The sequence below is a fragment of the Prevotella melaninogenica genome (assembly GCF_018128065.1).
GTDB lineage: Bacteria > Bacteroidota > Bacteroidia > Bacteroidales > Bacteroidaceae > Prevotella.
In genome coordinates this window covers 1,416,621-1,439,809 of record NZ_CP072359.1, presented here as the reverse complement: position 1 = coordinate 1,439,809, position 23,189 = coordinate 1,416,621, and the positions used below count along the sequence as shown (strand labels likewise).

The following is a 23,189-nucleotide window of genomic DNA, read 5'->3' as shown; positions in this document are numbered from 1 at the left end:
AATTAGTTTTTGTAATTCAAAACTTTTAATGTAAAAGTATTGTAACAATCTTTAGAAACTATCTTTTGACGATAAACGGAAGGGGATAGTGCTATGGTTCAGTGTTCATAAAGTGTCAAAGGGGCAGTTGTTAGATGCTTACTTCATAAATGATAAATAGGCGGTTATAAATGCTAAAATATTTATAACCGCCTATCATATTTATTACGTTATTAACCAATCACCTTAAACTTAGCAAACTTTAGTAGAAGTTGTTTTGTTCCTGTATTGCGGAACTCAACCGTGGCCTTTGTGTTTTCTCCAGAACCTTCAAGGTTTAACACTTTACCAATACCAAAGCGTTGATGTTCAATGGTTACACCAATACTGAGTCCACCTGTCGATCCTGTCGATGAAATCGAAGAGAATGACGTGTTCTCTGTTGATAATGTTCTACCGCCATTTGTTATAGCAGATGATATTCGTCTAAAGTTACCACCTTCTGCTATTAATCTGCGTTTTGCACGTTCTGACAGTGGGTCTACGGCTGTTTCTGGGCGTTTACGTCCTGTTATCTTTGGTTTTGGGTCAGCTCGAAATTGACTTGCAACTGGATTTGAGTTCTGCCATCGTGAACCCATTTGGCGATATTCTTGTCCCCACTGTCTACTACCTGTATATGCCTTATTAGGTTCGTATTCTCGGAAGTTATCTTCTGAACTATAACGATCTCGTGAACTTCTTGAACTATTGTCTTCATCCCAAGGCATCTTGCGACGTTCATGTTCAAAGACACTGTTTGCTTCGTTTTCTACATGAATTAAGGCTGAATCAAAATCGTCTAAGAAACGACTTGGCTCATCCATCTGCATTGATCCATAACGAAAACGATTCTTCGCATTAGTCAATATGCAATGTCGTTCGGCACGTGTTATTGCTACATAGAGTAATCTTCTCTCCTCTTCTATCTCGTGTTTAGAGTCTGAGGACATAGGACTTGGGAATATATTTTCCTCCAATCCAACGACAAAGACGGTTGAAAACTCCAATCCCTTTGATGCGTGAATTGTCATCAATGTTACTTTTGGTGTATCATCATCTTTCTTGTCTGCATCCGTATATAAAGCTATTTCTTGAAGATAGTCAGTGAGGTAGATATTCTCCTCACGTCCTTCCTCACGTCCAGCATCAACGAAACTTTGCATAGCCGACATAAACTCCTCAAGATTCTCCCGACGAGCTAAGTCTTCAGGTTCACTGCCTGAACGAATATCAGCGCTTAATCCACTCCCTTCAATTATATCCTTTCCAAGCTCATATGCATCTTTCAAAGCTAAGTTTTTTATAAAACCACTGATGAGTTTTTTAAAAGCAAAAAGCTTCGTCATCGTGCCCTTGTTAACATCTAATCCATATTCTATAGGGTTGAGGATTATTTCCCATAAAGAAACAGCGTTACGCTGGGCACAATCAATAATCTTTTGAACCGTAGTATTACCGATTCCACGTGTCGGATAATTAATGATACGACGGAACGCTTCCTCATCATTTGGGTTAGAAACCAAACGGAAATAAGCGATAATATCTTTAATTTCCTTACGTTGATAGAAAGAAAGTCCACCGATAATCTTATATGGAATACCTTGCTTAAGAAATTCATCCTCGAAAGAACGGCTCTGTGCATTTGTTCGATATAGAATGGCAAAGTTGCTATAATCACAATCTTCCTTGCGTTTGATACGTTTCAGTTCATTCGCAACAACCATTGCCTCTTCTCTATCACTGTAACAAGGCTTATAGATAATCTTATCACCTTCAGCTTCTTTTGAGTAAACCTCCTTTGGAATCTGCCGTTTGTTGTGTTTCATCAACGAGTTGGCAGCCTGTACGATGAGTTGTGTTGAGCGGTAATTACGCTCTAACTTAAATAGTTTTACACCATCAAACTTCTTCTGGAAGTCAAGGATGTTATCAATGTTTGCACCTCGAAAAGAATAAATACTCTGATAGTCATCCCCAACAACGCAGATACGGTGATGTGCCTCGGCTAATTGTCTAACAATACTCACCTGTGCATAGTTCGTATCTTGGTACTCATCTACTAAAATATACTCAAACTGCTGTGCGTACTTCTGTCTAATCTCTTTGTTATCACGGAAGAGTAAGAAGGTGTAAAGCAAGATATCATCAAAATCCATTGCATTTGCCTGACGACATCTTGCTTCGTATGCCTTGTAAATCATATATATTGCAGGCATACGAGCACTTCTATCGCGTTCAATAGCAGCACGGTCTGCAGCATATTGTGCAGCTGTGATCAGATGGTTTTTTGCCATTGAAATGGAGTAATGGACTGAAGCTGGCTTATACGTTTTCTCATCAAGGGCTAAGGCTTTCACAATACTCTTGATAAGTGAGCGAGAGTCATTTTCATCATAGATTGTAAAATTACTTCCAAAACCAATAGCCTGAGCCTCACGACGTAGGATGCGTGCAAAGATAGAATGAAAAGTACCCATGTAAAGGCGTTGTGCCTCTGCAGCAGTCGTTATTTGTGCAATACGCTCCTTCATCTCTCTTGCAGCTTTATTTGTAAACGTAAGAGCAAGGATATTCCATGGGGCTAAACCTTTACTGAGCAGGTAGGCAATTTTGTAAGTAAGCACACGCGTCTTACCAGAACCAGCACCAGCAATAACTAATGATGGACCTGAACAATATTCAACTGCTTCACGCTGGCTCTCATTCAGTGCTGAAAGGATTACCTCTTCTTTATCTTGATTTATCATTCTAACTTCTTTTTTTATCGAACAGAATTACTTAATTATCTAACATACAACAACTTTAATGTTCTTCAGGAAAAGCTGTAATAAAAGTCATCTGGTGTTCAATCTGTCCAATTCGCTTACGCATATAAGGTCCTGGAGTCTTGGAAGAGAATCGACGTGGATTGGGTAATGTAGCTGCTATGAGTGCACAATCTCTTCGAGTAAGCTGTATGGCTTCCTTTCCGAAATTATGTTCAGCACAGGCTTCCACACCATAGATACCATCGCCCATTTCTATAGAATTAAGATAAACCTCCATAATACGCTGTTTACTCCACAAGGTTTCTATAAGGAAAGTGAAATAAACCTCTAATCCTTTTCTTAGCCATGAACGCCCCTGCCATAGAAAGACATTCTTTGCCGTTTGCTGAGAGATTGTAGAACCACCACGTAGTTTCTTACCTTTCTTTAAATGGTCTTCGGCAGCTTTTTCGATAGCCTGATAGTCGAAGCCGTGATGTATTAGAAAGCGTTGATCCTCACTTGCCATTACTGCCACTGGCATTGATTTTGGCATTTTTTCTAAGGGAATCCAGTCGTGATAAAGCTTAACAGATTCTCCTTTACCAATCTGTTCAAAACAACGGCTAATCATCAAAGGGGTAAAGTAAACTGGGATAAAGCGATAGGCAACTACCGCCAATATTGTGGAGATAAAGGTAAGGGACAGCACCCATCTTATCACTTTAAAAAACTTCTTGATCATAGTTAATGAGTTAATTACTTGCAAAGGTACTAAATCTTATTTGATAGTAAGCGGGAACAAAGAGTTTTTTCAAATGTTAAATCTGCCTAAGAATGTCTTTTCAATAATACAAATTAACCCCTTCGTGCTGTCTAAAAAATATATCTGATAGTGGTTGGTTATTTGTTAATCTTTTACTATTCTCTTTCTTCTTTTTACAAATATGTCCTTTCTAATATAGATAGTTGTAAACTTTTTTCTTATACATCGAAATTAATACATGCTCTTTTAGCTTTTAAAAGATGCCCAATTAACTTTCAAAAGATGCCCTTTTGAGGTCTAACTAACGCCCTTTTGAAGTCCAATTAAGCACCTATTATTTTATCCGTTTGTAACTAATTGGTTTCCTGTTGGTTGCAGACTTGCTTTTAAACTGGGCTTTTCACCTTTATTTGAGGGCTTTAGTTCGAATTTATGTAATGATTTTTCACGGTTGTACCGACGTTTTTGTGACATAAAAAGAAAAGGTCCCTCCGTTAAAGCTATACGCCTATATGATAAGCATCTATGCTTTTAACGGAAGAACCTCTATTATTAGTTTTGTATACAAGTAGGAAACCTACTTATATTCTTACTTAATCAAGCTGATAGAACGCTTGAGGAACTTATCAAGTGCAGCTCCCTGAAGCATACCATTTTGTAGCAATGCCAAGTCGATGAGCTGCTGAACAACATCATTTCCCTTAGCGTATGCAGCAACAATAGCTTTCTTCTTGTTCTGAAGTTCTGAAACAGTCTTCTGGGTATTCTGCATATCATCCTTCTCCTCTTGTGTCAGTTCCTCAGACTTCTTGTTGTCCTGAGCCTGATGTAGAGCAGCCAAGCGTGCCTCCTGTCCCTTCAACTCACTGGCTACTGGCTTCAATTCCTCTGCTGTGTTAGCAGTAATATCGTCAAGCACCTTCTTTACTAATGGGTGATCAGCATTCAGAACGAGGTTGTAAGAATCAGGCAGCTGAGCGTAGAAGCCCATTCCCTGCTGGAACTGACTCATTTCCTTCATACGGCGCATATACTCGTTCTGTGTTACGAGAACTGGCTGGAAAGACTCTCCGAGTGACTGTACGTCAACTGTGAAGTCTGCTTTCTCGATAGCAGGAATCTGTGAACGGAAAGCTTCTGACAAATTGTCAGTTTCATCTGCTGACAGATTATTCTTTGGAGCATCCTCCTTCTGAATAATGCGGTCAACGATATCTGAATCAACACGAACATAACGTGTCTTTTCCTGATTCTGCTCAAGCATTGAAAGCAAAGGTACATCTAACTGTCCACTTGCCTCAATAATACTATAACCCTTCTGCTTTGCAGCCTCGATATAGCTATATTGTTCCTCCTTGTTATTTGTATAGAGATTAACGAGAACACCATCTTTGTCAGTTTGGTTGTCCTTTATGAGTGTCTTATACTCCTCAAAGGTAAAGTACTTACCATCAGTATCTTTGAAAAGAGAGAAGTCTTTTGCACGCTCGTAGAAGTCAGAATCAGAGAGCATCCCATAATTTATAAAGAGTTTTAGGTCGTTCCATTTCTCTTCAAACTCTTTACGATTTTCCTTGAAGATACTCTGCAAACGGTCAGCAACTTTCTTTGTAATATAGGTTGAAATCTTCTTCACGTTGGCATCACTCTGTAAGTAGCTACGACTTACGTTCAGAGGAATGTCTGGTGAATCAATAACACCATGAAGTAATGTAAGGAACTCTGGTACAATACCTTCCACCTGATCGGTAACAAATACCTGATTACAATAGAGCTGAATCTTATTTCGCTGCAGTTCGATATTGTTCTTAACACGTGGGAAATAGAGAATACCCGTGAGGTTGAATGGATAATCAACATTCAGATGAATCCAGAACAAGGGTTCCTCATTCATTGGGAAGAGGGTACGATAGAAGCTCTTGTAATCCTCATCCTTCAAAGTAGATGGTGCTTTAACCCACAAAGGATCAATACTATTGATTACATTATCCTCTTCTGTGTCAACCATTTTCCCATCTTTCCACTCCGTCTTCTTACCAAAGACGATTGGAACAGCCATAAACTTGCAGTACTTATTCAGTAGCTCCTCAATCTTTGACTTCTGTAAGAATTCCTTGCAGTCATCATCAATATAAAGGATGACATCGCTACCGCGCTCCTCCTTTTCTGCATCTTCAAGCGTATACTCTGGGCTGCCATCACAACTCCATTTCACAGCCTTGCTGCCTTCCTTATAACTCTTTGTTATAATCTCAACCTTCTTTGCAACCATGAAAGAAGAATAGAAACCAAGACCGAAATGACCGATAATTGCCTCTGCCTTGTCTTGGTATTTTTCAAGGAAGTCGCTGACTCCAGAGAATGCAATCTGGTTGATATACTTCTCTATTTCTTCAGCGGTCATACCAATACCATGGTCGCTGAATGTCAATGTCCCTGCTTTCTCATCCAAGCTGATGCGTACGCTTAAGTTGCCCTGCTCGCCCTTGAAGTCACCTGTTGTTGAAAGTGTCTTCAGTTTCTGGGTAGCATCCACTGCATTTGACACCATCTCACGCAAGAAGATGTCATGATCTGAATATAAGAACTTTTTGATAACGGGGAAAATGTTCTCTGTTGTAACCCCAATATTTCCTTTTTGCATAGCAATATAATTTATTTATTCTTTTTTTTGTTGTGTATATAACAAACTCCGTGCCATGATAGGAAAATATAGACAATATTACCCATCATGCAAAAAAAGAAAAAATGCCACCTTGTTCAAAAGAGCAAGATGGCACATAATTATGTTATGGATGTTTGTTTATTTGATGTTCTTAAGAATAGCGAGCAGATGATCCCATACCATTTGAACTGTTGGAATGAGAAGACACTCGTCAGGTGTGTGAACATAGCGGAGTGTTGGACCGAAGCTAATCATATCCAGCTGTGGATACTTCTCTGAGAAGAGTCCACACTCAAGACCTGCATGGATGCCAAGTACAAGTGGTTCCTTACCGAAAATGTTCTTGTATTGCTCAACTGCAACATGGACTAATTCTGATTTTGGATTCATCTTCCAAGCTGGATAGCTGTCGTCAACAACAATCTCTGCACCAGCTAATTCAAAGCATGCACGAACAGTATTGGTCATATTTACCAAGTTGCTCATTACGTTAGAACGCTGTGAAGAAACAACAGTTAGCTTGTTTCCCTCTGTCTGTATGCTTGCAACATTGCTTGATGTCTCAACCATGTATGCCAATGCTTCATCCTGACAATTGGTCAGCGGTCCATTGTCGAGTGCTTGTAAAGCAAGAATAATATTATGAGAAATCTGCTTTGGCATAACAGGTGCTGCATTTGCGCTCTCAAGATTCCATACCATTGCTGTGTCAGTAACATGGAACTCATCCTCAACTTCTGCACTGAAAATATTCCAGTCTACCTTAACAGTTTCTTTATTAGCAGATGGAACAGCGAAGAGCACCTTGCCATCACGTGGAATAGCATTGTGCAATTTACCCGAATTCCAGTAGCTCAAACGAAGGTCCATCTTAGACTGCTCAGCATAAAGGAAGCGTGCAAGCAGTTTTATTGCATTAGCACGTTTCTTATTGATGTCGTCACCTGAGTGACCACCCACAAGACCCTTCAGACTTGCCTCCATGAAGAAATAATCTTCAGGTGCATTCTCACGCTCGAAGTTGAAAACTGCCGTAGTGCTATTACCACCCGCACAGCTTACAAAGATTTGTCCTTCATCTTCTGAATCGAGGTTGATAAGATAGTTTCCTGTCATGAAACCAGCTTCAAGACCGAAAGCACCTGTCAAACCAGTCTCTTCGTCACGTGTAAAGAGGCATTCGATTGGTCCGTGCTCAATATCGTTAGAATCAAGAATTGCCAACTCATACGCCATACCAATACCATCATCAGCACCGAGCGTTGTACCCTTTGCATGAAGCCACTCACCATCAACATAGGTTTGAATAGCATCCTTATTAAAGTCAAAATCTATATCAACCAGTTTGTCACATACCATGTCCATGTGACTCTGAAGAACAACCGTTGGCACATTCTCCATGCCCTTCGTGGCAGGTTTAGAAATTAGGACATTGCCAACCTTATCAACCTTTACATCAAGGTTGCGCTCTTTAGCAAACTCCTGTAAATAACTAATCATCTGCTCTTCATGCTTAGATGGGCGTGGTATTTGGTTGATTTTAGCGAACTGCTCAAAGACACAAGCAGGTTTTAATTCTACATTTGCCATTTTTAATAATATTTTTTTTTGTAATCTTGTCGTTTTATATTACCTTTGCGGTCAATATAAATGCAAAGATAAAGAAAATGTTTATAACTTTATTGTTAACATTGTTAATAATTGCTATTGCCATGTTACTCCTTGGAGTGCGTGTGATATTTAAGAAAGGTGGAGAATTCCAGTCGCAACATATTTCGGATAATGCTTATCTTAAAGAGAAAGATATCCATTGTGTTATAGACCAGGACAAGGAAGCCCGAGTAGCAAATAAAGCATATTAAAGAAATAATTAATTAAATACAATAGAAATGAAGAAATCATTTAGCAAAATGACTGTGCTTGCAATGGCAGCATTTGCTTTTGTTGCATGTAACAATCAGCCAGCAAAAAATGACACAACAACTAACAAGACTGAAACTTCCACAGCTACTCCAGCTGCAAGTAATCAGAAGGTTGCTTATGTAGAGATTGATTCTATTATGAGTCAGTATACTTATTGGAAGGATGTAACCAAGCTTATAAAGGTTAAGGAAGCTAACATTCAACGTACACTTGCGGGCAAGCAGAAGGCTATTCAGGCAGCAGCTGCTAACTTCCAGCAGAATATTCAGGCAAATAAATACACACAGGCGCAGGCACAGCAGATTCAAGCAAGCATTCAGAAGCAGGCGCAGGATGCCGATGCGCTTCAGCAGCGTCTTGGTGCAGAGTATCAGAACGAGGTCGCTAAGTATAACAAAGCTCTTTCTGATAGTGTTCATAACTACTTGAAAGAATATAATAAGGATAAGAAGTATAGCATCATTCTTGCTAAGAGTGGTGACAATATCCTTTATGCAGATCCAGCTTATAATATCACAGATGATGTTGTAAAGGGAATGAACCAAGCTTACAAAGGTATGAAGAAGTAATTTGTGAGTTTACAGTTACTTATCAAATAGACATGTTAAACCAGTCGTAGTTTACGGCTGGTTTTATTATTTAAGGTAAGCATTCAAAATAAGAGAGATATTATCACCGATAATACAAGAAAAGTTTTAGTTTAGTTTGCTGTCACTTTTAATATTTTATGTATATTGCTGTAATATAAGAAGTTAACCCAAGTTTAACTGGCAAAAATATTTTTCATAAATATTCGGGATGTTTTGTGTAGTATCAATTTTATAAATGATTGATAATCAAGCATAGGGTATTGTAACGAGGAGTAAAATCCGAATTGTAGGACACCGTCATATCAAAATTATTTTGTTACTTTGCACTCATGCACGCAAATGTACAGACACGATTCAACCCTGCAACAGGCGACATGGCTCCTTATTATCGCATTAAGGAGTCATATCGTGACGTGCAGGGTCATGTACATTCGCTAATTCTGTTGAACATCGGTTTTGAACCTTCACTTACTGCCGTACAGGTTCGAAAAATTGCATACGCACTTACCGAACGCTTCAAAAACAGAAGTACACCCTCGCTTTTCAAGGAACATCTTGACGGACTTACTCCTATTGAACAGGCAAAGGCTGACGAATGGTGGAGCCGTATGGAGCAAGAAGGTGGAATCGATAGGTTTAACAAGGAAGAGCAGAAGTCGCTGAGAAAATATGAGAACTACGTTGACCTTGAGACGGCAAAATATACTGACGCAAGGAATGTCGGTGCTGAGTGGCTCTGCAAGCAGACGATAGACAAACTGCAATTAGAGGGTTTCCTGCGCAGAAACGGCTGGACAGAGAATACGATACACACGGCTTTGTCAGCATTGATTGTTCGCACAGTATATGCAGTTTCTGAACGTTCGTCTTATTATTATTTGCGCGATAACTCTGCTGCTGGTGAACTTTATAGTGGAGTTCCTGGCTGGACACCAGGAATCAATTCTCTATATAAAGTCACTGACAAATTATATGAACTAAAGGAACAGTTAGAGCGTCATCTGTGCAACGTTACTGACGACCTTTTTAATATAGACAACAAGTTGATGCTCTTCGACTTAACCAACTTCTATTTCGAGGGCAGTAAGCGTAACAGCGACAAGGCCAAGTTCGGTCGGTCAAAAGAAAAACGCTCTGACTGTAAGCTACTTGTACTTGCACTATGTATCAATAAAGAAGGTTTTATACGTTATTCTTCTATCTTGGAGGGTAATACAGCAGACCCCAAGTCTCTGCCCGATATGATTGACACGCTGGCAAAGAGGAATCCATCACGGACAAAGGATACGCTCGTTGTCATGGATGCAGGTGTTGCCACGGAAGAGAACTTGGAGCTGATTAAAAGAAAAGGTTACAATTATCTCTGCGTATCTCGTACGAAAATGAAGGACTATACGCTCAGTGATGATAACAGGAGTGTTACGGTAATGGATGCCCGTCGGCAGAAGATAACGCTGAAAGAGGTTAAGACAGAGGATAACAAGGATTATTATCTCGAAATAACATCTCCTTCGAAAGCTATGACAGAGTCGTCCATGAACAGGGTCTGGAGAGAGCGTTTTGAGATGGAACTGCAGAGAATAAACGATGGAATCTCCAAGAAAGGTGGAACGAAAACCTATGAAAAGGTTGTTGAACGTACAGGACGTGCCATACAGAAGTACCCATCTATAGCGAAGTTCTATCAGATAAGCTACATAAAAGATGAGAAGAAACCCAAGCAGATGCTGCGCATAGACTGGGAGATAAAAGACCTCTCCGCAATGGAATCTGGTCACGGAGTATACTTCCTCCGCAGCAATGTCAGGACACTTGATGAGCGTGTGACATGGGAATACTACAATCTCATTCGTGAGATAGAATGCACGAACAGGCAACTAAAGAATGATCTCAACCTCCGTCCTATCTATCATCAGAAAGATGAGAGAAGCGACGCACACCTCTTCTTCGGTTTATTAGCCTATTGGGTGGTAAACACCATCCGTTGTCAATTAAAACGAGAAGGAGAATCCTGTTACTGGACCGAGATTGTACGACGTATGAGCACCCAGAAGCTCGTCACAACAAAAGGGAAGAATCCATTAGGAGAGAACATCGAGATGCGCCAATGTAGTAGTCCTTCGAAGCAAGCAAAACAGATATACGATAAGTTGAACTTAAAACACTCACCATACAAAAAGAATAAAATTTGTAGGACACAGAACCCATAAGAAAAACGAGGAAAGTACGGTCACTGCAAGAAATAGGCGAAAGTGGGGGTTAAACTTGGGTTAAGTGGCTAATACAAATGATAGGAATGACAGGAAATTTAGTGGTTCTATAACGATTGTGTAAGTTGTTTGACCCGATTAGAATAATATCTGTTATATCCATAGAAAGAAGCTATTTGTTCAGTTTAGTTTTAGTGTTTTACTCTTTAGCCAACGAAATAAGATGTTTTTAAGGTCTCAATTCATACTATGTTTGTGAATGTTTACCATCATTTGCTGTGGTGCTGATACTCTGCACATGTGGTGCAGGTGCTTAACACATATGGTGCGGAGGGTTAACACCACATGTGCGGAGGGTTAAATTCACTATGATATATGGATGACAGGGGACGAATTGTGAGCAAAACGTTATAATACTAAGAATAGACAGGAGGTGTGTAGAAGCTTGTTTAGCTCAAACTCCTTTATATTTGTAGATTAATCCGTCTTTTTCTGTTCAGCCATAAAGCCATTAAACATAGGATTGCTGGCAAGGAAAGAACAATTTACCCACACGATTCGTTATAGAACCAACGTTTTGAGACGCACAATATTTTTGTGCGTCCCAAATAATACTAATAAGAATAGACTTGGGGAAAGTCTTTCTAATTAGTTTGAGAAAATATTTTGAGACAATATTTGTTATGCTTGTTCTGTTTCAGCAATTGCCTCTTTGCATGTTTTCTCGTTGATTGTATTAACAGTATATTTGTCTTCTCCTGCATAGAAACGGCGATGTGCTTCCTCCTGGCGTGGGGCAGAGAAATTACTTACTCTCTTCATGTAGCCAATGATGCGGGTGAGGTAATCAACATTTTTAGAATGACAATGTGGACATTCGTGCATATAGCGTTTATCAATATGCCCACAGTCATTACAGATAGTATTAGGAATGTTGAATGTAAAGTAATTACAACCCTCCTGTGCTGCAACACGTAATAGTTGGCGATACTGTGGTTCAGAAAGATGCTCTTCAAGATTCATGTGAAGTGCAGAACCACCTGTAAGATGTTCTATATAAGGTGCTCCGTGCAATTTAAACTTGTCAAGAATAGTCAATGAATTATCTTCTACACGATAGAAGTAGCTGTTATAACAGTTACGTGGAACGAAATAACCATCTTCAGAATCCCATTTTGCATGCTTTACTCCTACATTTTCTGCAGGGATCATCTCACAGTTGAACATTGCTTCCTTGGTACGGAAAGCCTTGTTCTGTGTTTCAATCAAGCCAAGTACAGTCTGTACAAACTTCTTGTAATCTTCATTTGGAGTGATATCAAGTCCCATGAACTCTGCAGCTTCAACAAGACCATTGATTCCTATTGTAAGATATTGTCGGTCAATATTAATATATCCTGCATCAAAGAGTGGTAACATGTGGTTGCGCAGTAATTCTTTAAGATTCTCATTGTATGCTAACTGAACCTTATGGCATAATTTGATAATATGGGTCAGGTACTCCTTATAATCAAGGTTATTGTTAACAGCATACTGAATACAACGGTTGAGGTTAATGGTCAGTACGCTCTTAGAACCAGTTGATACACCACCAGCACCGAGAGTATAGGAGAAACCATTGTCTTGGATTTCATTGCGCAGACGACAACATGAACTGAGTGAGTCAGCATTATCGCTCATATAAGTGAAGAAACTATGTCCCTCAGAATACATTTTAGCAGCAAAATCACCCCATTCCTTATCCTTGCATTCACCATTCTCAGCTAATAAAGCCATTGTCTCAACAGGGAAAGTGAGTACTGTTTTTAGACGCTCTTGGTTGAACCAAGTCATAAAGCATTTCTGCAACCATGAAAGACTCTCCCAGTCAGGTTGTGAACCATCTGGGAAGTAGAAGTCTCCAAAGAGCGACTCGAAGTATGGACGGTCGTAGTATGATATGTTCCAGAAAACAGCTTGATAATTGCGGGCACCTGTTGGCTGGTTCAATGAATAGACAATCTGTTCAAAGTAATCAGTAAGAACCTTGTCTATCGTACGCTTTCTAAGGCTGAGATCAACTACCTCATCAGCACGTTTCCAATAGTCTTTACCATATTCTTTTTGAATAAAGTAGTTCATGTACATAAGGAATTCTGGTGTTGCACAAGCACCAGCAAGCATAGATGAAACCATGAACACCATATTAATAAAGCCACCACAGAAACTTTTCAGATTAGTTGGTGCAGTAGAGTTGCCTCCAATAGAAGTTGTACCACCAATCAACCATGGGTACATTGTTATAGATGCACAATAGTTTGCGAGATTTGTCTCATCATTCTTATATATAAAATGGTGGTTGAGGAGGTCAATATATTCATCGGCTAAATCCTTACCATACATCTTCTTGATACGATCAACAAGTAATCTACGGTTGAGACGAATGAAGCCTTGTTTAGGAAGTTCACCAATAAGTGTTGCAATGTTTTTATGTTCTACATTAGCGTTGGCATCAAATTTTGAACCAGTCGCTGCATTGGAGGCTACGCAATAGTCTGAGAGGAACTTCATCTTTTCAAGTGTCTCACGGTCTTCAGTGTGTTGCTGACGATAGACAATGAAACTCTTTGCTACATGGTAATAGCCTTCTTTCATGAGTGCAAGTTCTACTTGATTTTGGATATCTTCTACCTTGATGTCGTTTTTGATATCCAGGTTAGCGATGATTTTTGATAAAGTACCTAAATCAGTAGGCTCATTGACACTTTCGAATGCCTTGAGGATGGCATTCATAATTTTGTCGAGGGAGAATCGATCCTTTGAACCATCACGCTTTGTGATTGTAAAGTTCTTCATTTCCATTGTTGTTTTATTTTTTAGGTGTTTGAAAATCTCTTGTTGCTATTCTTGGAGAATGATTTTTAATATTCTTCTTTGACTCAAAAGTTGCCAGTTTTGGATAACTTTTTTCAATTTGTTATTGTAAAAGTTTTCCCTTTCGGCAAACTTTGTGCTGCAAATTTATATAAAACTATTCATAAAACAAAGAAATTTTGAACTAAATAATATTGGATAAATTACTATTTTTCTGCATCTTTTGGCGTGTAATGTTGATGGAGTAAGGGATTGCTGTTTATTTTGCTTGCTGATTTATTTTTTTGTTTGATATTTCATTAAATCTAAAAAAGGAAGTATTTTGCTTTCTATAATGAAATATTTTCTCCTTATATCTTCCGTGATATTTCAAGAAGAATACTTTTGTATTTGACGTAGCTGATTAAATAAGCAGATTATTTTATGAGTGTTATTTGTTTCACACATATAAATAATGTAATTTTGCAAGCAAAAAGAATAAGTTTATGAAAGATATATCGTTAATAGCCTTTGATGCTGATGATACTTTATGGGAATGTCAAACCTATTTTGAAGCAGTTGAAAAAGGATATTGTAAGTTACTAAGCGGTTATGCTCCTGCAGAGGACGTGTCAAAAGCGCTGTTTGCAGTTGAAACAGCAAATATGCCGCTCTTGGGTTATGGTAGTAAGGCTTTCTTACTATCCCTCTTGGAAAATGCAATAAACGTAAGTGATGGAAAACTTAAAGCTGACGAGGTTAAGAAGATTATAGAGTTGGGAAAAGAACTTCTTAAGTTGCCAGGAAAGCCTATGGATGGTGTTGAAGAAACATTGAGAGTCTTACGTGATTCAGGAAAATATCATTTAGTTGTCTTTACAAAGGGAGAATTGCTTGATCAAGAGAATAAGTTTCATCGTTCTGGCTTAAGTTCCTATTTTGATGATATCATAGTCGTTTCAGATAAAACAGAAAAGTCATATCACCAGTTATGTGAGCAATTTTCTATTGATGTAGGACAGCTCTTGATGGTGGGTAATTCTTTTCGTTCGGATATTGAGCCAGTTTTGAAATTGGGTGGATGGGCTGCATACGTCCCATTTCATACTATATGGCAGCATGAAATTGTAGAGGAGTACGAACACCCTCACTTGTTAAAATTGGAATTTTTCAGACAGTTAAAGTACGTTTTGTAAATTGCTTTTGCTTTTCCCTTCAGAATCTTTTATGATGTTTTCATCAGGGATGAAGCATATTTGAACTAAAGATTGAGTATATGTTAGCACCACAAATTGAATTTTCAGACCGAGAGGAGCGCATTGAATTTATACAAGAACGTTTCCATTGTAAATCACCTGCATGTGGCGGATGTGGTTCATGCAACCTTCCTGACGGTGTACCTGCCACAGAGTATTTTGCTGATTATATAGATGGCAAGGTTGAATTTGTTAAACTTGCTGCAAGGATATGGGAGTAAGACGTATTTTTTTCTCCCAAATAATATAATAAAAGAATGCAATCTTAAAGACTTCTTGCTCTTCTTCATAGTAAGTCTAATTTATTGGTGTGAGCTTTTTAAGGTAACAATTATTAATACATAATTCGAGCGGAAGCTGTTCTGTATAAAATGTTTCTTTCTAAATCTCTCCCAAAGAAGAGGACTATGGCTTTTGATAGTGTTCGTTTTTCTGCTTATTGGATTATTGATTTAGACGATTTGATATGTATGGACACGGTTATTTCTGTAGGCTTTTCAAGCCCAGTTTGGCGATGGCAGGTTGGTAGAGGAAGAACTCTTCGCATCTGAAGATGTTTAAACGAAGCAAGTCTGTGGCAGTGGAAACTTTGGCTCGGACCATTCCGATGCTACGCAACAGAGAACCATTCTATCTGTTTTTATGAAGTGCATAGACAAAACTTATATACGCTTATATATTGATATAGTATGAGTATGTTTTTCAGATAGTCATAAAGGAAGGATAAACAATTAAATGACTGAATTAAACATGCAGATAGTGCCATATTATTCATAATAATGTTTCTTGCTTTCTAAAGAATAATTTGCCACTTTGTATGTTTAGATGTGTAAATTATTTTCGCCTATCTTAAAATCTATATATGGTCATTTGGCTCCTAAAAGATGCCCAATCGACTTGCAAAAGATGCCCTTTTGAAGTCTTACTAACGCCCTTTTGAGGCCCAATTAAGCATCTTTTGCAAGAGACTCTTGTAACCGTTTGATATTGTTTTAGTTACAAACCTACTTTTTATGCTTGTTTTGGACTGTTTTAAAAGGAATTTACCTGCAAGTTATGTAATGTTTTTTCAAACCCATATCATCTTTTCTAATATTAGAAAGGAAAAGTTTTTTCAACTCTTCTCTACACAACAAGTCGTCTACACATTTAACAGAAGAATCATTTTATTGCCATGTTTAGTATGATAGTTGTCAAACATTAGTCTAAGTTAGTTACAAAATAGAAGCCGATACATCATTTGATATACCGGCTTTTTCTTTTTATCTGTCAACTGTTAATCGTTCTCAACAGTGTTCGATTTAATTTCTGGTCTTTTGTCTACTTGATAATTACTAATCAAGATTAATCTTCTTTGATACAATCAATGCTTCTGCAATTACGGCTGCAATGATAGTAACAATACCGAATGTTAACATAATGTTATCCTTTCTTCTTTTGTGCGGAACCCCTTTGGCTCTGCGGTTATTACTTATTTTTCTTTGTGATTTCAATGCAAAGGTATGAAAGTTATTTGGTATAGCCAACCTTTTACGTTGTGTTTTCTGTAATATGAGGGAGTATTTGATATAAGTCAATGCTATTGATTATGGTCAAAAAGTGGCTAAAATGAGTTCAAAAAAGACATATAAATTTGTTATAGTTACTTGGAAAACGTATCTTTGTAGCCGATTAAGTATTTAAGATAACTATACATTTATGGAAAGATTAATTATTAAAAATCAGGAGTTTGACAGTAGTGTTGATGTTCGTTTCCTCGAGATTCAAAATGCACGTCGTCAAGCTTTGGCACAGAAGGCTAAAAAGCACTAAAACAAACAATTCGCTTCCATAGCTTTTAATGGTTTTATAAGCGATTTTGGAAAGAAAAAAGAGCAAGATTAATTTTATAGAAATAGAAAAGACCCAATCACTTGATGTTGATTGGGTCTTTTCTTTTTGCGATATTTTAATTATATTGATTTGTCACGATGCTTTATTAGAAGTCTACATCTTCTCCAACCTCATCGGCTTGCATCTCTAATTCTTCTGGATTGGTATCGAATGTGGTACGATAGCTTTCTTCTGTGAGCTTATCCTCGTCGAAGTCCTCGTCATCCTCATCGTCAGTATTCCTCTCTTCTTCTGGCATTATGTCATCTTCATCATCCAAATTCTTCAAGAGACTGTCGTCTTCCATCTCATCAAATGATGAAAGTTTAGTGCTGGTAACTGTTGAGGTAGGTTTTTCTTTAGCGAAAATTGCTTCTGTCCATGAACCCTTAGAAATCTCAAGAACTTCAAAGCCGTCAGCAACCTTTTTATCATAAAGACCACCAGCTTTTTTCAGACGAGCTGTTGGTAGGGTAGTTGTGCTTATATCAAAAGCACTCAAGATAATGTCCTGTACACTTTGTGGAAGACTTTCCCAGCCACCTCCAAAGTTACGTTCCAAAACCTCAATCAGCTTCTGAGCAGAAATGTGATGGATGTTTTCCCATGTTAAATCAGTAACACGCTGTATAGATTTTTTCTTCAAAGCCCACTTTACCGTGATACCTTCATCAAGTCTAACTTGACCAACTTGACAGCCACGTTCTTCGTATTTCTTAATAACCTCAGGCTTATCAACTTTTACTTCTTCTATGATAAAGGCACTTTTGATTACATCAATGTAGTGACGCTCATTATCCCTTAAATCAGCGTCACGTTCTGCTTGTGCCCAAAGGCGGAAGACATCGTTTTCCTGAATGTCCCACACATTACTTTTTGTTAGATTTTTTAACGATAGTGTTTGTCCTTGTCGTTTCATATTGTGTTTACTTTTTCATTTTTCTTTTTGGTATAACTTTGTGTAAGGCTATACCTTCAGACCTGCTGCAAAAGTATATACTTAAACGTAAACTTCCAAACTTTTTCGCTGAAAAGTTATCCAAAAGTGAGAAATAAGCACAATTTAAAAATGCTATTCACTAAGGTAGGGTACGCAGTTCTTGATTTCTATAGGTAAAGCCTTAACTTTACAGTTGTCTGTAGTGATGGAAAACTCTACTATACATGCCCGAGAATTCATCGGTTTTCGTTGGTCGAATATAAAGTTTCCAATACCGTAGTAAATAGGTTTCCCCCTATATGTCTCAATCGTTTGGAGTGTATGACTATGGTGTCCAACAATTGCATCAGCCCCTGCATCAATTAGTTTATGCGCATTTTCACGCTGTTGTGGTGTGGCTTTAAAATGATGTTCCCATCCCCAATGTAATATAAGTAGGATGTAACTATTCTTATCAGTTGTCCTCAAATGTGCAACACGTAAGATAAGACTATCTATACTCTCTTGACTAACACATGGCTTTTGAGGTAGATAGGGGAAGTTCTCTAATGGTAAACGTAGTGATGAAATTACCCAGACATGTCGTGGAGTTGTGGAGATGAGGATAGGTTTAGCCGCTTCCTCCATATTTTTACCAGCTCCAATAGGTATCATTCCTGCCTTTATAATTTGCTCTTGTGTGTCTAAAAGCCCACTTCTGCCTTGGTCAATACTATGGTTGTTAGCTAAGTTGAGGTGAGTTATCCCATGTCGACGTAATGCAGGCAACCACTCTGGTTCCCCTCTAAAGATGAAACGTTTGAACACACGTTCCCTAATTTTGGTCACTGGGCATTCTAAGTTGGCTATTACATAATCAGAAGAGTGGAATAATGAGTCGATAGCTGGTGAGAATAGGGCATCAACTCCCACCATATTAATCTTCTCTCTTACCCCTCTATCCAATAGCAAATCGCCTGTGATAACAATGTGTAAGGTGTCGTTTGTTTCTTTAAAAGTAGTCTTCTTGTTATCAATGTCATTAGCTCCTATCCAACTGAAAGATAGCAGGATAGGAGTTAATAAGCATATAATAACTTTAACAACCAGAACTATAGAATGTCTCTTCATCATCAGCACTCATTCCCTTTATAGGAGCTATAATTTCATTTATCCATGATGGCGTTCCACCTGTTGGTGACTTCTTTAATTCCTCTTGCCATTCTTCGTCCGTCATGCGTGGGTCTGAAGTCAATCGAGTGAACTCACGGTAAGAGAAAACAGAGCCACGAGTGAGATAAAGGGAGCCGTCTATCTCAACAACTACGTATATTTCGTAAGCAGGACCAACACCTTCGTAAAGTACACACATGTCTTTCATAGCCACGTTTTCACCTGTAGCAGTGAAGACATCAGCAACAACTGCAACCTTCTTGTCGGTGCTAACAACGTCTGACCAGCCCTGCAACATTTGGTTGTCTTCGCTGACAAGTTCCAAAGAGATGTTCTCTACGGTTGAACCAATGATTTCAATCTGGTTGTATTCCTCATCGGTAATCTTCTCACCATTCAACTCTTTCTTACTGATATTACGGCAGAATTCAGCCATTTCCTTTATGCGTTCATATACAGCCTTTGCCTTTTCTGTCTGTAAATTGTAAGTTGCGAGGACTTTATTCATTCTTGTTACAAGAGCAATAGCTTTCTCCCAGAACTTTACGTTAGGCTCAACATAACCTTTCACTACAGGTGGTTCTGGGCCACCATCGCCACATTCTGCCAACATAGGCTGCTTAGCATAGAGGATAGCATCGTGCTTTAATTCAACCCAAGAAGCAAGTGCAGTGTTCAAATTCTTCTTCTGCCACTGTGGAGTCTGCATGAAATAAGGTAATTGTTGTGCAGTATCACTCAATGTCTGGAGCGAATACATCCACTGATTTGCCATACAAGCCTCCCACGGAGTATTAGCAACTTTCTTGCGAGCATTGATTAACGCCTTTGGAAAATCCTTCCACTTCTGTGCTTCTTTCAGTTCATCCATGAGAATACGTTCGGCACCGGGCAATCCCATCACAGCCATCCAGTCGAGTCCCTTTGGACATGGGCGGAGAGAGATAGGGCTATCTTGATCAGTAGTTGCTATCAATGCCTCTGCATCAGGCTGATAACGTTGAGGCATAATGTCTACGGCATATTTGGTTCCATGTGTTTTCTTCAGCTCAATACGTGTCTGTTTCTTTGCTATTTCTTCAATGTTTGCTGTCAGTTTACCCATGTCTTTATTTGAAGATAATAGCTTCTCTATAGGTAAGCCCATCTCTTTAATAAGGTCTGCAACCTGTAAGAGGGTCACGTTGTCAGGTGTTCCCATGAGGTAAGTGATTGGTTTGCTCACCTTATTATATATAATCTTCAACATTGGTTGCTGGTTGAAAACATTTGTAATGAGAGCAATCTGCTTCATTTTGCAGGTTTATTCGTGCCGAAATGGGCTGTTTGCAACCACATCATGCCACGGAAGTAACGACTACAAACCTTAGAACGGGTGTAATGACCACGTGGACGGAAGAGCGAATAGGCGAACCTCTCTGCTGGAAAAGAATACTCAAGCATCTCAGAGTATGCATTCTCAGCTTCGAAAGATTTGGTGATTTCTTCCATCACCATTTTCTTATATGCTTCTGGGACATTCAATGCAGTCATTGATTTAGGTGCTTTATCATGACTGAATAGCCACGATGCCACAGCAAACCATGCTTGACCAAATTCTGCTGCAGCCTTCACTTCTACATCCTTACTACTTGTAAGTAGTTTCATCTCTGCTTCCATTTTGGAAGAGAAGACAATCATTAGGGAGTCTAAATGCTTTTCCTCCACATCACGCAGTACGCAATCAAAATAGAGATGGAATAGTTGTAGGTAGAGGTCGGTGGTTACAAAGCTTGGGAAATCATTGTAATCATTCTTCTCATATACGTGGAAAAGCTGATTATGTTCTGCTGGAACAATCGCAAAACCAGTCCGCCCTAACATATTATATAGCTTTGGATCAAATTCGTTCAGCTGGAAAGGATTGATAAGATTGTTCATATTTACCACATCCTTGCTGTCTTTTGGCTTGAAATTTAGCTTTCGTAACTCATTTTCTCTTGTACGGATACGTTCAGCAAAAGCAAGTTGTTCTTTTGTATAACGTATTGGGTAGCTTTTACCTTTCGTCTCTTCCGATTCGTATTTATCCCAAAGAGCATTGTTATACCACGTTGTCGTATTATACATAGCACGCAATGTGGCATCCTTGAAAGCATATCCTTGCTGTGCAGCAAAAGCGTTTCGCAGTGCACGCAGTTCAGCAAGATTGAATTTGGAAATATCCATCCGTGTGTCAATCTTACCTTTCAGTTTCTCCACATTGATTTTTCCTGCACCAGGAAGAATGAGAGGTGTTTTCTTTTCTTGCGTACGTTCAATATATGCATCACTTGTGCTATTATCCGTCTTTTTGCTTTGTGCCCATGTGGGAAGTGAGAAGAATAAGCATAGTAAGACAATAGCTACAGTTCTAAATATGCCTTCTCGCAATAGATTGTAATAGGAATTGTACTTCATTTTGTTTGGTTTTAATAGTTATACTTTTTCTTTATTTGTCCGATGTAAAATGTTTTATGGCTTCTTCGTGGCTAACAGCTTTGGTTAAAAATCTTACGAAAGAGAGTCCGAAATCATCCCAGACATAGTCTGCGACAACATATTTACCATCAGTGGTTGCTTGTAATGTTCGGATGTAGGGTTTGATAAAACGGAAATCGCATAGTATTCCACCCATACGAGAACCCATCCACATAGGACGTATTTTACCATTTACCTGTTTGAAGATGAAGAGTCGGCGTGCTGGCTGTGGATAAAAGCGAGTCGGTTTGATAACTCCGACGATTGCTTCGTCCTTTCCATCATTATTAACATCACCCATCGCTAATTGGTAAACAGGGTAGGGGAGTTTCCATTTAGCAATTGCTGTCCTCTTTTTTCTCTTTTTTCTCTGTCCTGTCAGTGCTGTATTCACTTCCGTTTTAGGGCATAGGCAAAGCCATGAAAGCGAATCATTGACATTCTCCAACTCAAAGGTTAATTCCTGTTGTGCCATTGTTTTCGCAGTGGTGAGAATAAGGAGAGTCAGACAGATGAGATGTTTGTATCTGTTCTTAAACATATATGGATACAAATATAGATACTTTCATGGACAAAACAAAACTTCTCTAATAAAAATCCTGATTCCACTCACGTGAAATCAGGACTGGCTGTGTGTCTTCGAAATCTCAACATTATCCTATGTTGGACTCGTGACAATACTGTTATCCTTCCCTTAAAAAACTAACCTATGTATTTCGGACTGTTATTTGCGTGAATTATTCTTGTGTGGTTAACGCAACTAAGCAGATATATGTTTCTTTTGATGTCCTTAGTAAAATAGTTCTTATCATCTCTTTCATCATTAACAAGTCTCAATTTTAAACCTTATCTTGGCTTGTGAATAATATATAGATGATAATTTCTTTATGTCTTAAATAATCTATGTTGTATTGTTGCAACATTCTTTATTTTCTATATGCAAAGATATAAAAGAACATCTTAACAAGCAAATTTTTGTTTAGATTGATATTGCTTTAACATTTAATTAACTATAATGACTACTAAACTCATCTTTTGAGGTAGTTTTCTACTGAATTCAGATTTATTTATATCTAAAACGTTATTTTCTCTATCTTCAATTCTGTTTTTAATTTTTGTTTTAAGTAGTTCTCTTTATTCTGTTTTGAGTTTAATCTCAACTTTTATATTGATAATTTAAATATAGGTGTTGAATCTGAAAAAACAGTTCACCTATCTAAAAAAGCATCTCTATAATGAACCGTGTGGGTTGTTTGCCCCAATTAGAATAATATCTGCTGTATTCATAGAAAGAAGTTATTTGTTTAGTTTAGTTTTAGCGTTTTACACTTTAGCCAGCGGAAAAGGATGTTTTAAAGTCTTATTTCATACAATGTTTGTGAATGTTTACCATCATTTTCTGTGGTGCGGATGCTTAGCACATGTGGTGCGGATGGTTAACACCACATGTGCGGATGGTTAACTTCACTATGATATAAGGATGACAGGGGATGAATTGTGAGCAAAACGTTGTAATACTAAGATTAAACAGGAGATGTGTAGAAGCTTGTTTAGTTTAACCCCCTTTATATTCGTAGATTACTCCGTATTCTTCTGTTCAGCCATAAAGCCATTAAACACAGGAACGCTGGCAAGGGAAAAACTATTTACCCACACGATTCGTTATAGAACCAGAAAAATCACACATCTGATGAGGTCTACCTGCAATGCCTCAAT

The 23,189-nt window shown here is 38.4% G+C and carries 13 protein-coding genes and 1 pseudogene; 5 read left to right on the top strand and 9 right to left on the bottom strand.

Going from position 1 to position 23,189, the window contains the following annotated elements; translation table 11 throughout:
• Positions 1 to 212: 212 nt before the first annotated feature.
• The 4 genes from J5A56_RS05775 to J5A56_RS05760 form a co-directional block, all read right to left on the bottom strand.
• Entirely contained in the window at positions 213 to 2,768 is a 2,556-nt protein-coding gene (locus J5A56_RS05775; protein WP_021670650.1) for an ATP-dependent helicase, read from the bottom strand.
• A 55-nt stretch (positions 2,769 to 2,823) separates the two neighbouring features.
• A complete protein-coding gene (gene mtgA, locus J5A56_RS05770) occupies positions 2,824 to 3,513 on the bottom strand; it encodes a monofunctional biosynthetic peptidoglycan transglycosylase (RefSeq protein WP_021670649.1) in 690 nt (229 codons plus the stop codon).
• Positions 3,514 to 4,123: 610 nt separating this feature from the next.
• Positions 4,124 to 6,178, bottom strand: coding sequence for a molecular chaperone HtpG (gene htpG / locus J5A56_RS05765; RefSeq protein ID WP_021670648.1), 2,055 nt, complete (start codon positions 6,176 to 6,178; stop codon positions 4,124 to 4,126).
• A 159-nt stretch (positions 6,179 to 6,337) separates the two neighbouring features.
• Positions 6,338 to 7,789 carry an aminoacyl-histidine dipeptidase gene (locus J5A56_RS05760; protein WP_021670647.1) on the bottom strand — a complete coding sequence of 484 codons (1,452 nt, stop codon included), beginning with the start codon at positions 7,787 to 7,789 and terminating at the stop codon, positions 6,338 to 6,340.
• A gap of 77 nt (positions 7,790 to 7,866) precedes the next feature.
• Between J5A56_RS05760 and J5A56_RS13445 the strand changes: the two genes are divergently transcribed.
• From J5A56_RS13445 to J5A56_RS05750, 3 genes are all read left to right on the top strand, one after another.
• Positions 7,867 to 8,061 (top strand): hypothetical protein, encoded by a 195-nt coding sequence (locus J5A56_RS13445; RefSeq protein WP_036918585.1) that lies wholly within the window; start codon positions 7,867 to 7,869, stop codon positions 8,059 to 8,061.
• Positions 8,062 to 8,088: 27 nt separating this feature from the next.
• Positions 8,089 to 8,691: an OmpH family outer membrane protein gene (locus tag J5A56_RS05755; protein WP_021670645.1), complete on the top strand. Its 603-nt coding sequence runs from the start codon at positions 8,089 to 8,091 to the stop codon at positions 8,689 to 8,691.
• 350 nt (positions 8,692 to 9,041) lie between these two features.
• Positions 9,042 to 10,922, top strand: coding sequence for an IS1634 family transposase (locus J5A56_RS05750; protein WP_211815446.1), 1,881 nt, complete (start codon positions 9,042 to 9,044; stop codon positions 10,920 to 10,922).
• A 681-nt stretch (positions 10,923 to 11,603) separates the two neighbouring features.
• Here J5A56_RS05750 and nrdD read toward each other — a convergent pair.
• Positions 11,604 to 13,763: an anaerobic ribonucleoside-triphosphate reductase gene (gene nrdD / locus J5A56_RS05745; RefSeq protein ID WP_021671614.1), complete on the bottom strand. Its 2,160-nt coding sequence runs from the start codon at positions 13,761 to 13,763 to the stop codon at positions 11,604 to 11,606.
• 497 nt (positions 13,764 to 14,260) lie between these two features.
• Between nrdD and J5A56_RS05740 the strand changes: the two genes are divergently transcribed.
• Both J5A56_RS05740 and J5A56_RS05735 read left to right on the top strand, forming a co-directional pair.
• Positions 14,261 to 14,950, top strand: coding sequence for an HAD family hydrolase (locus tag J5A56_RS05740; RefSeq protein WP_021671613.1), 690 nt, complete (start codon positions 14,261 to 14,263; stop codon positions 14,948 to 14,950).
• Positions 14,951 to 15,030: 80 nt separating this feature from the next.
• The gene (locus J5A56_RS05735; RefSeq protein WP_021671612.1) at positions 15,031 to 15,231 is read left to right on the top strand and encodes a hypothetical protein; all 201 of its coding nucleotides are present in this window, start codon (positions 15,031 to 15,033) and stop codon (positions 15,229 to 15,231) included.
• Between the two features lie 1,757 nt (positions 15,232 to 16,988).
• Here the strand turns inward: J5A56_RS05735 and J5A56_RS05730 are convergent.
• The 4 genes and pseudogenes from J5A56_RS05730 to J5A56_RS05715 all read right to left on the bottom strand — a co-directional run bounded on the left by J5A56_RS05730 (position 16,989) and on the right by J5A56_RS05715 (position 22,014).
• Positions 16,989 to 17,801, bottom strand: a complete 813-nt coding sequence (locus J5A56_RS05730; RefSeq protein ID WP_021671609.1) for a hypothetical protein — start codon at positions 17,799 to 17,801, stop codon at positions 16,989 to 16,991.
• 153 nt (positions 17,802 to 17,954) lie between these two features.
• Positions 17,955 to 18,935 (bottom strand): CapA family protein, encoded by a 981-nt coding sequence (locus tag J5A56_RS05725; RefSeq protein ID WP_021671608.1) that lies wholly within the window; start codon positions 18,933 to 18,935, stop codon positions 17,955 to 17,957.
• Positions 18,901 to 21,413 (bottom strand): annotated as a pseudogene (locus tag J5A56_RS13920) (DUF3160 domain-containing protein). The gene J5A56_RS05725 and the pseudogene J5A56_RS13920 overlap by 35 nt, the downstream one beginning before the upstream one ends.
• Positions 21,414 to 21,444: 31 nt before the next feature.
• Positions 21,445 to 22,014: a hypothetical protein gene (locus tag J5A56_RS05715; protein ID WP_021671606.1), complete on the bottom strand. Its 570-nt coding sequence runs from the start codon at positions 22,012 to 22,014 to the stop codon at positions 21,445 to 21,447.
• Positions 22,015 to 23,189: the final 1,175 nt, after the last annotated feature.

Bases quoted from the DNA above. Each gene is read 5' to 3' on its own strand.
- J5A56_RS05775 (WP_021670650.1), bottom strand. From the start codon at position 2,768: ATGATAAATCAAGATAAAGAAGAGGTAATCCTTTCAGCACTGAATGAG.
- mtgA (WP_021670649.1), bottom strand. From the start codon at position 3,513: ATGATCAAGAAGTTTTTTAAAGTGATAAGATGGGTGCTGTCCCTTACC.
- htpG (WP_021670648.1), bottom strand. From the start codon at position 6,178: ATGCAAAAAGGAAATATTGGGGTTACAACAGAGAACATTTTCCCCGTT.
- J5A56_RS05760 (WP_021670647.1), bottom strand. From the start codon at position 7,789: ATGGCAAATGTAGAATTAAAACCTGCTTGTGTCTTTGAGCAGTTCGCT.
- J5A56_RS13445 (WP_036918585.1), top strand. From the start codon at position 7,867: ATGTTTATAACTTTATTGTTAACATTGTTAATAATTGCTATTGCCATG.
- J5A56_RS05755 (WP_021670645.1), top strand. From the start codon at position 8,089: ATGAAGAAATCATTTAGCAAAATGACTGTGCTTGCAATGGCAGCATTT.
- J5A56_RS05750 (WP_211815446.1), top strand. From the start codon at position 9,042: ATGCACGCAAATGTACAGACACGATTCAACCCTGCAACAGGCGACATG.
- nrdD (WP_021671614.1), bottom strand. From the start codon at position 13,763: ATGGAAATGAAGAACTTTACAATCACAAAGCGTGATGGTTCAAAGGAT.
- J5A56_RS05740 (WP_021671613.1), top strand. From the start codon at position 14,261: ATGAAAGATATATCGTTAATAGCCTTTGATGCTGATGATACTTTATGG.
- J5A56_RS05735 (WP_021671612.1), top strand. From the start codon at position 15,031: ATGTTAGCACCACAAATTGAATTTTCAGACCGAGAGGAGCGCATTGAA.
- J5A56_RS05730 (WP_021671609.1), bottom strand. From the start codon at position 17,801: ATGAAACGACAAGGACAAACACTATCGTTAAAAAATCTAACAAAAAGT.
- J5A56_RS05725 (WP_021671608.1), bottom strand. From the start codon at position 18,935: ATGATGAAGAGACATTCTATAGTTCTGGTTGTTAAAGTTATTATATGC.
- J5A56_RS05715 (WP_021671606.1), bottom strand. From the start codon at position 22,014: ATGTTTAAGAACAGATACAAACATCTCATCTGTCTGACTCTCCTTATT.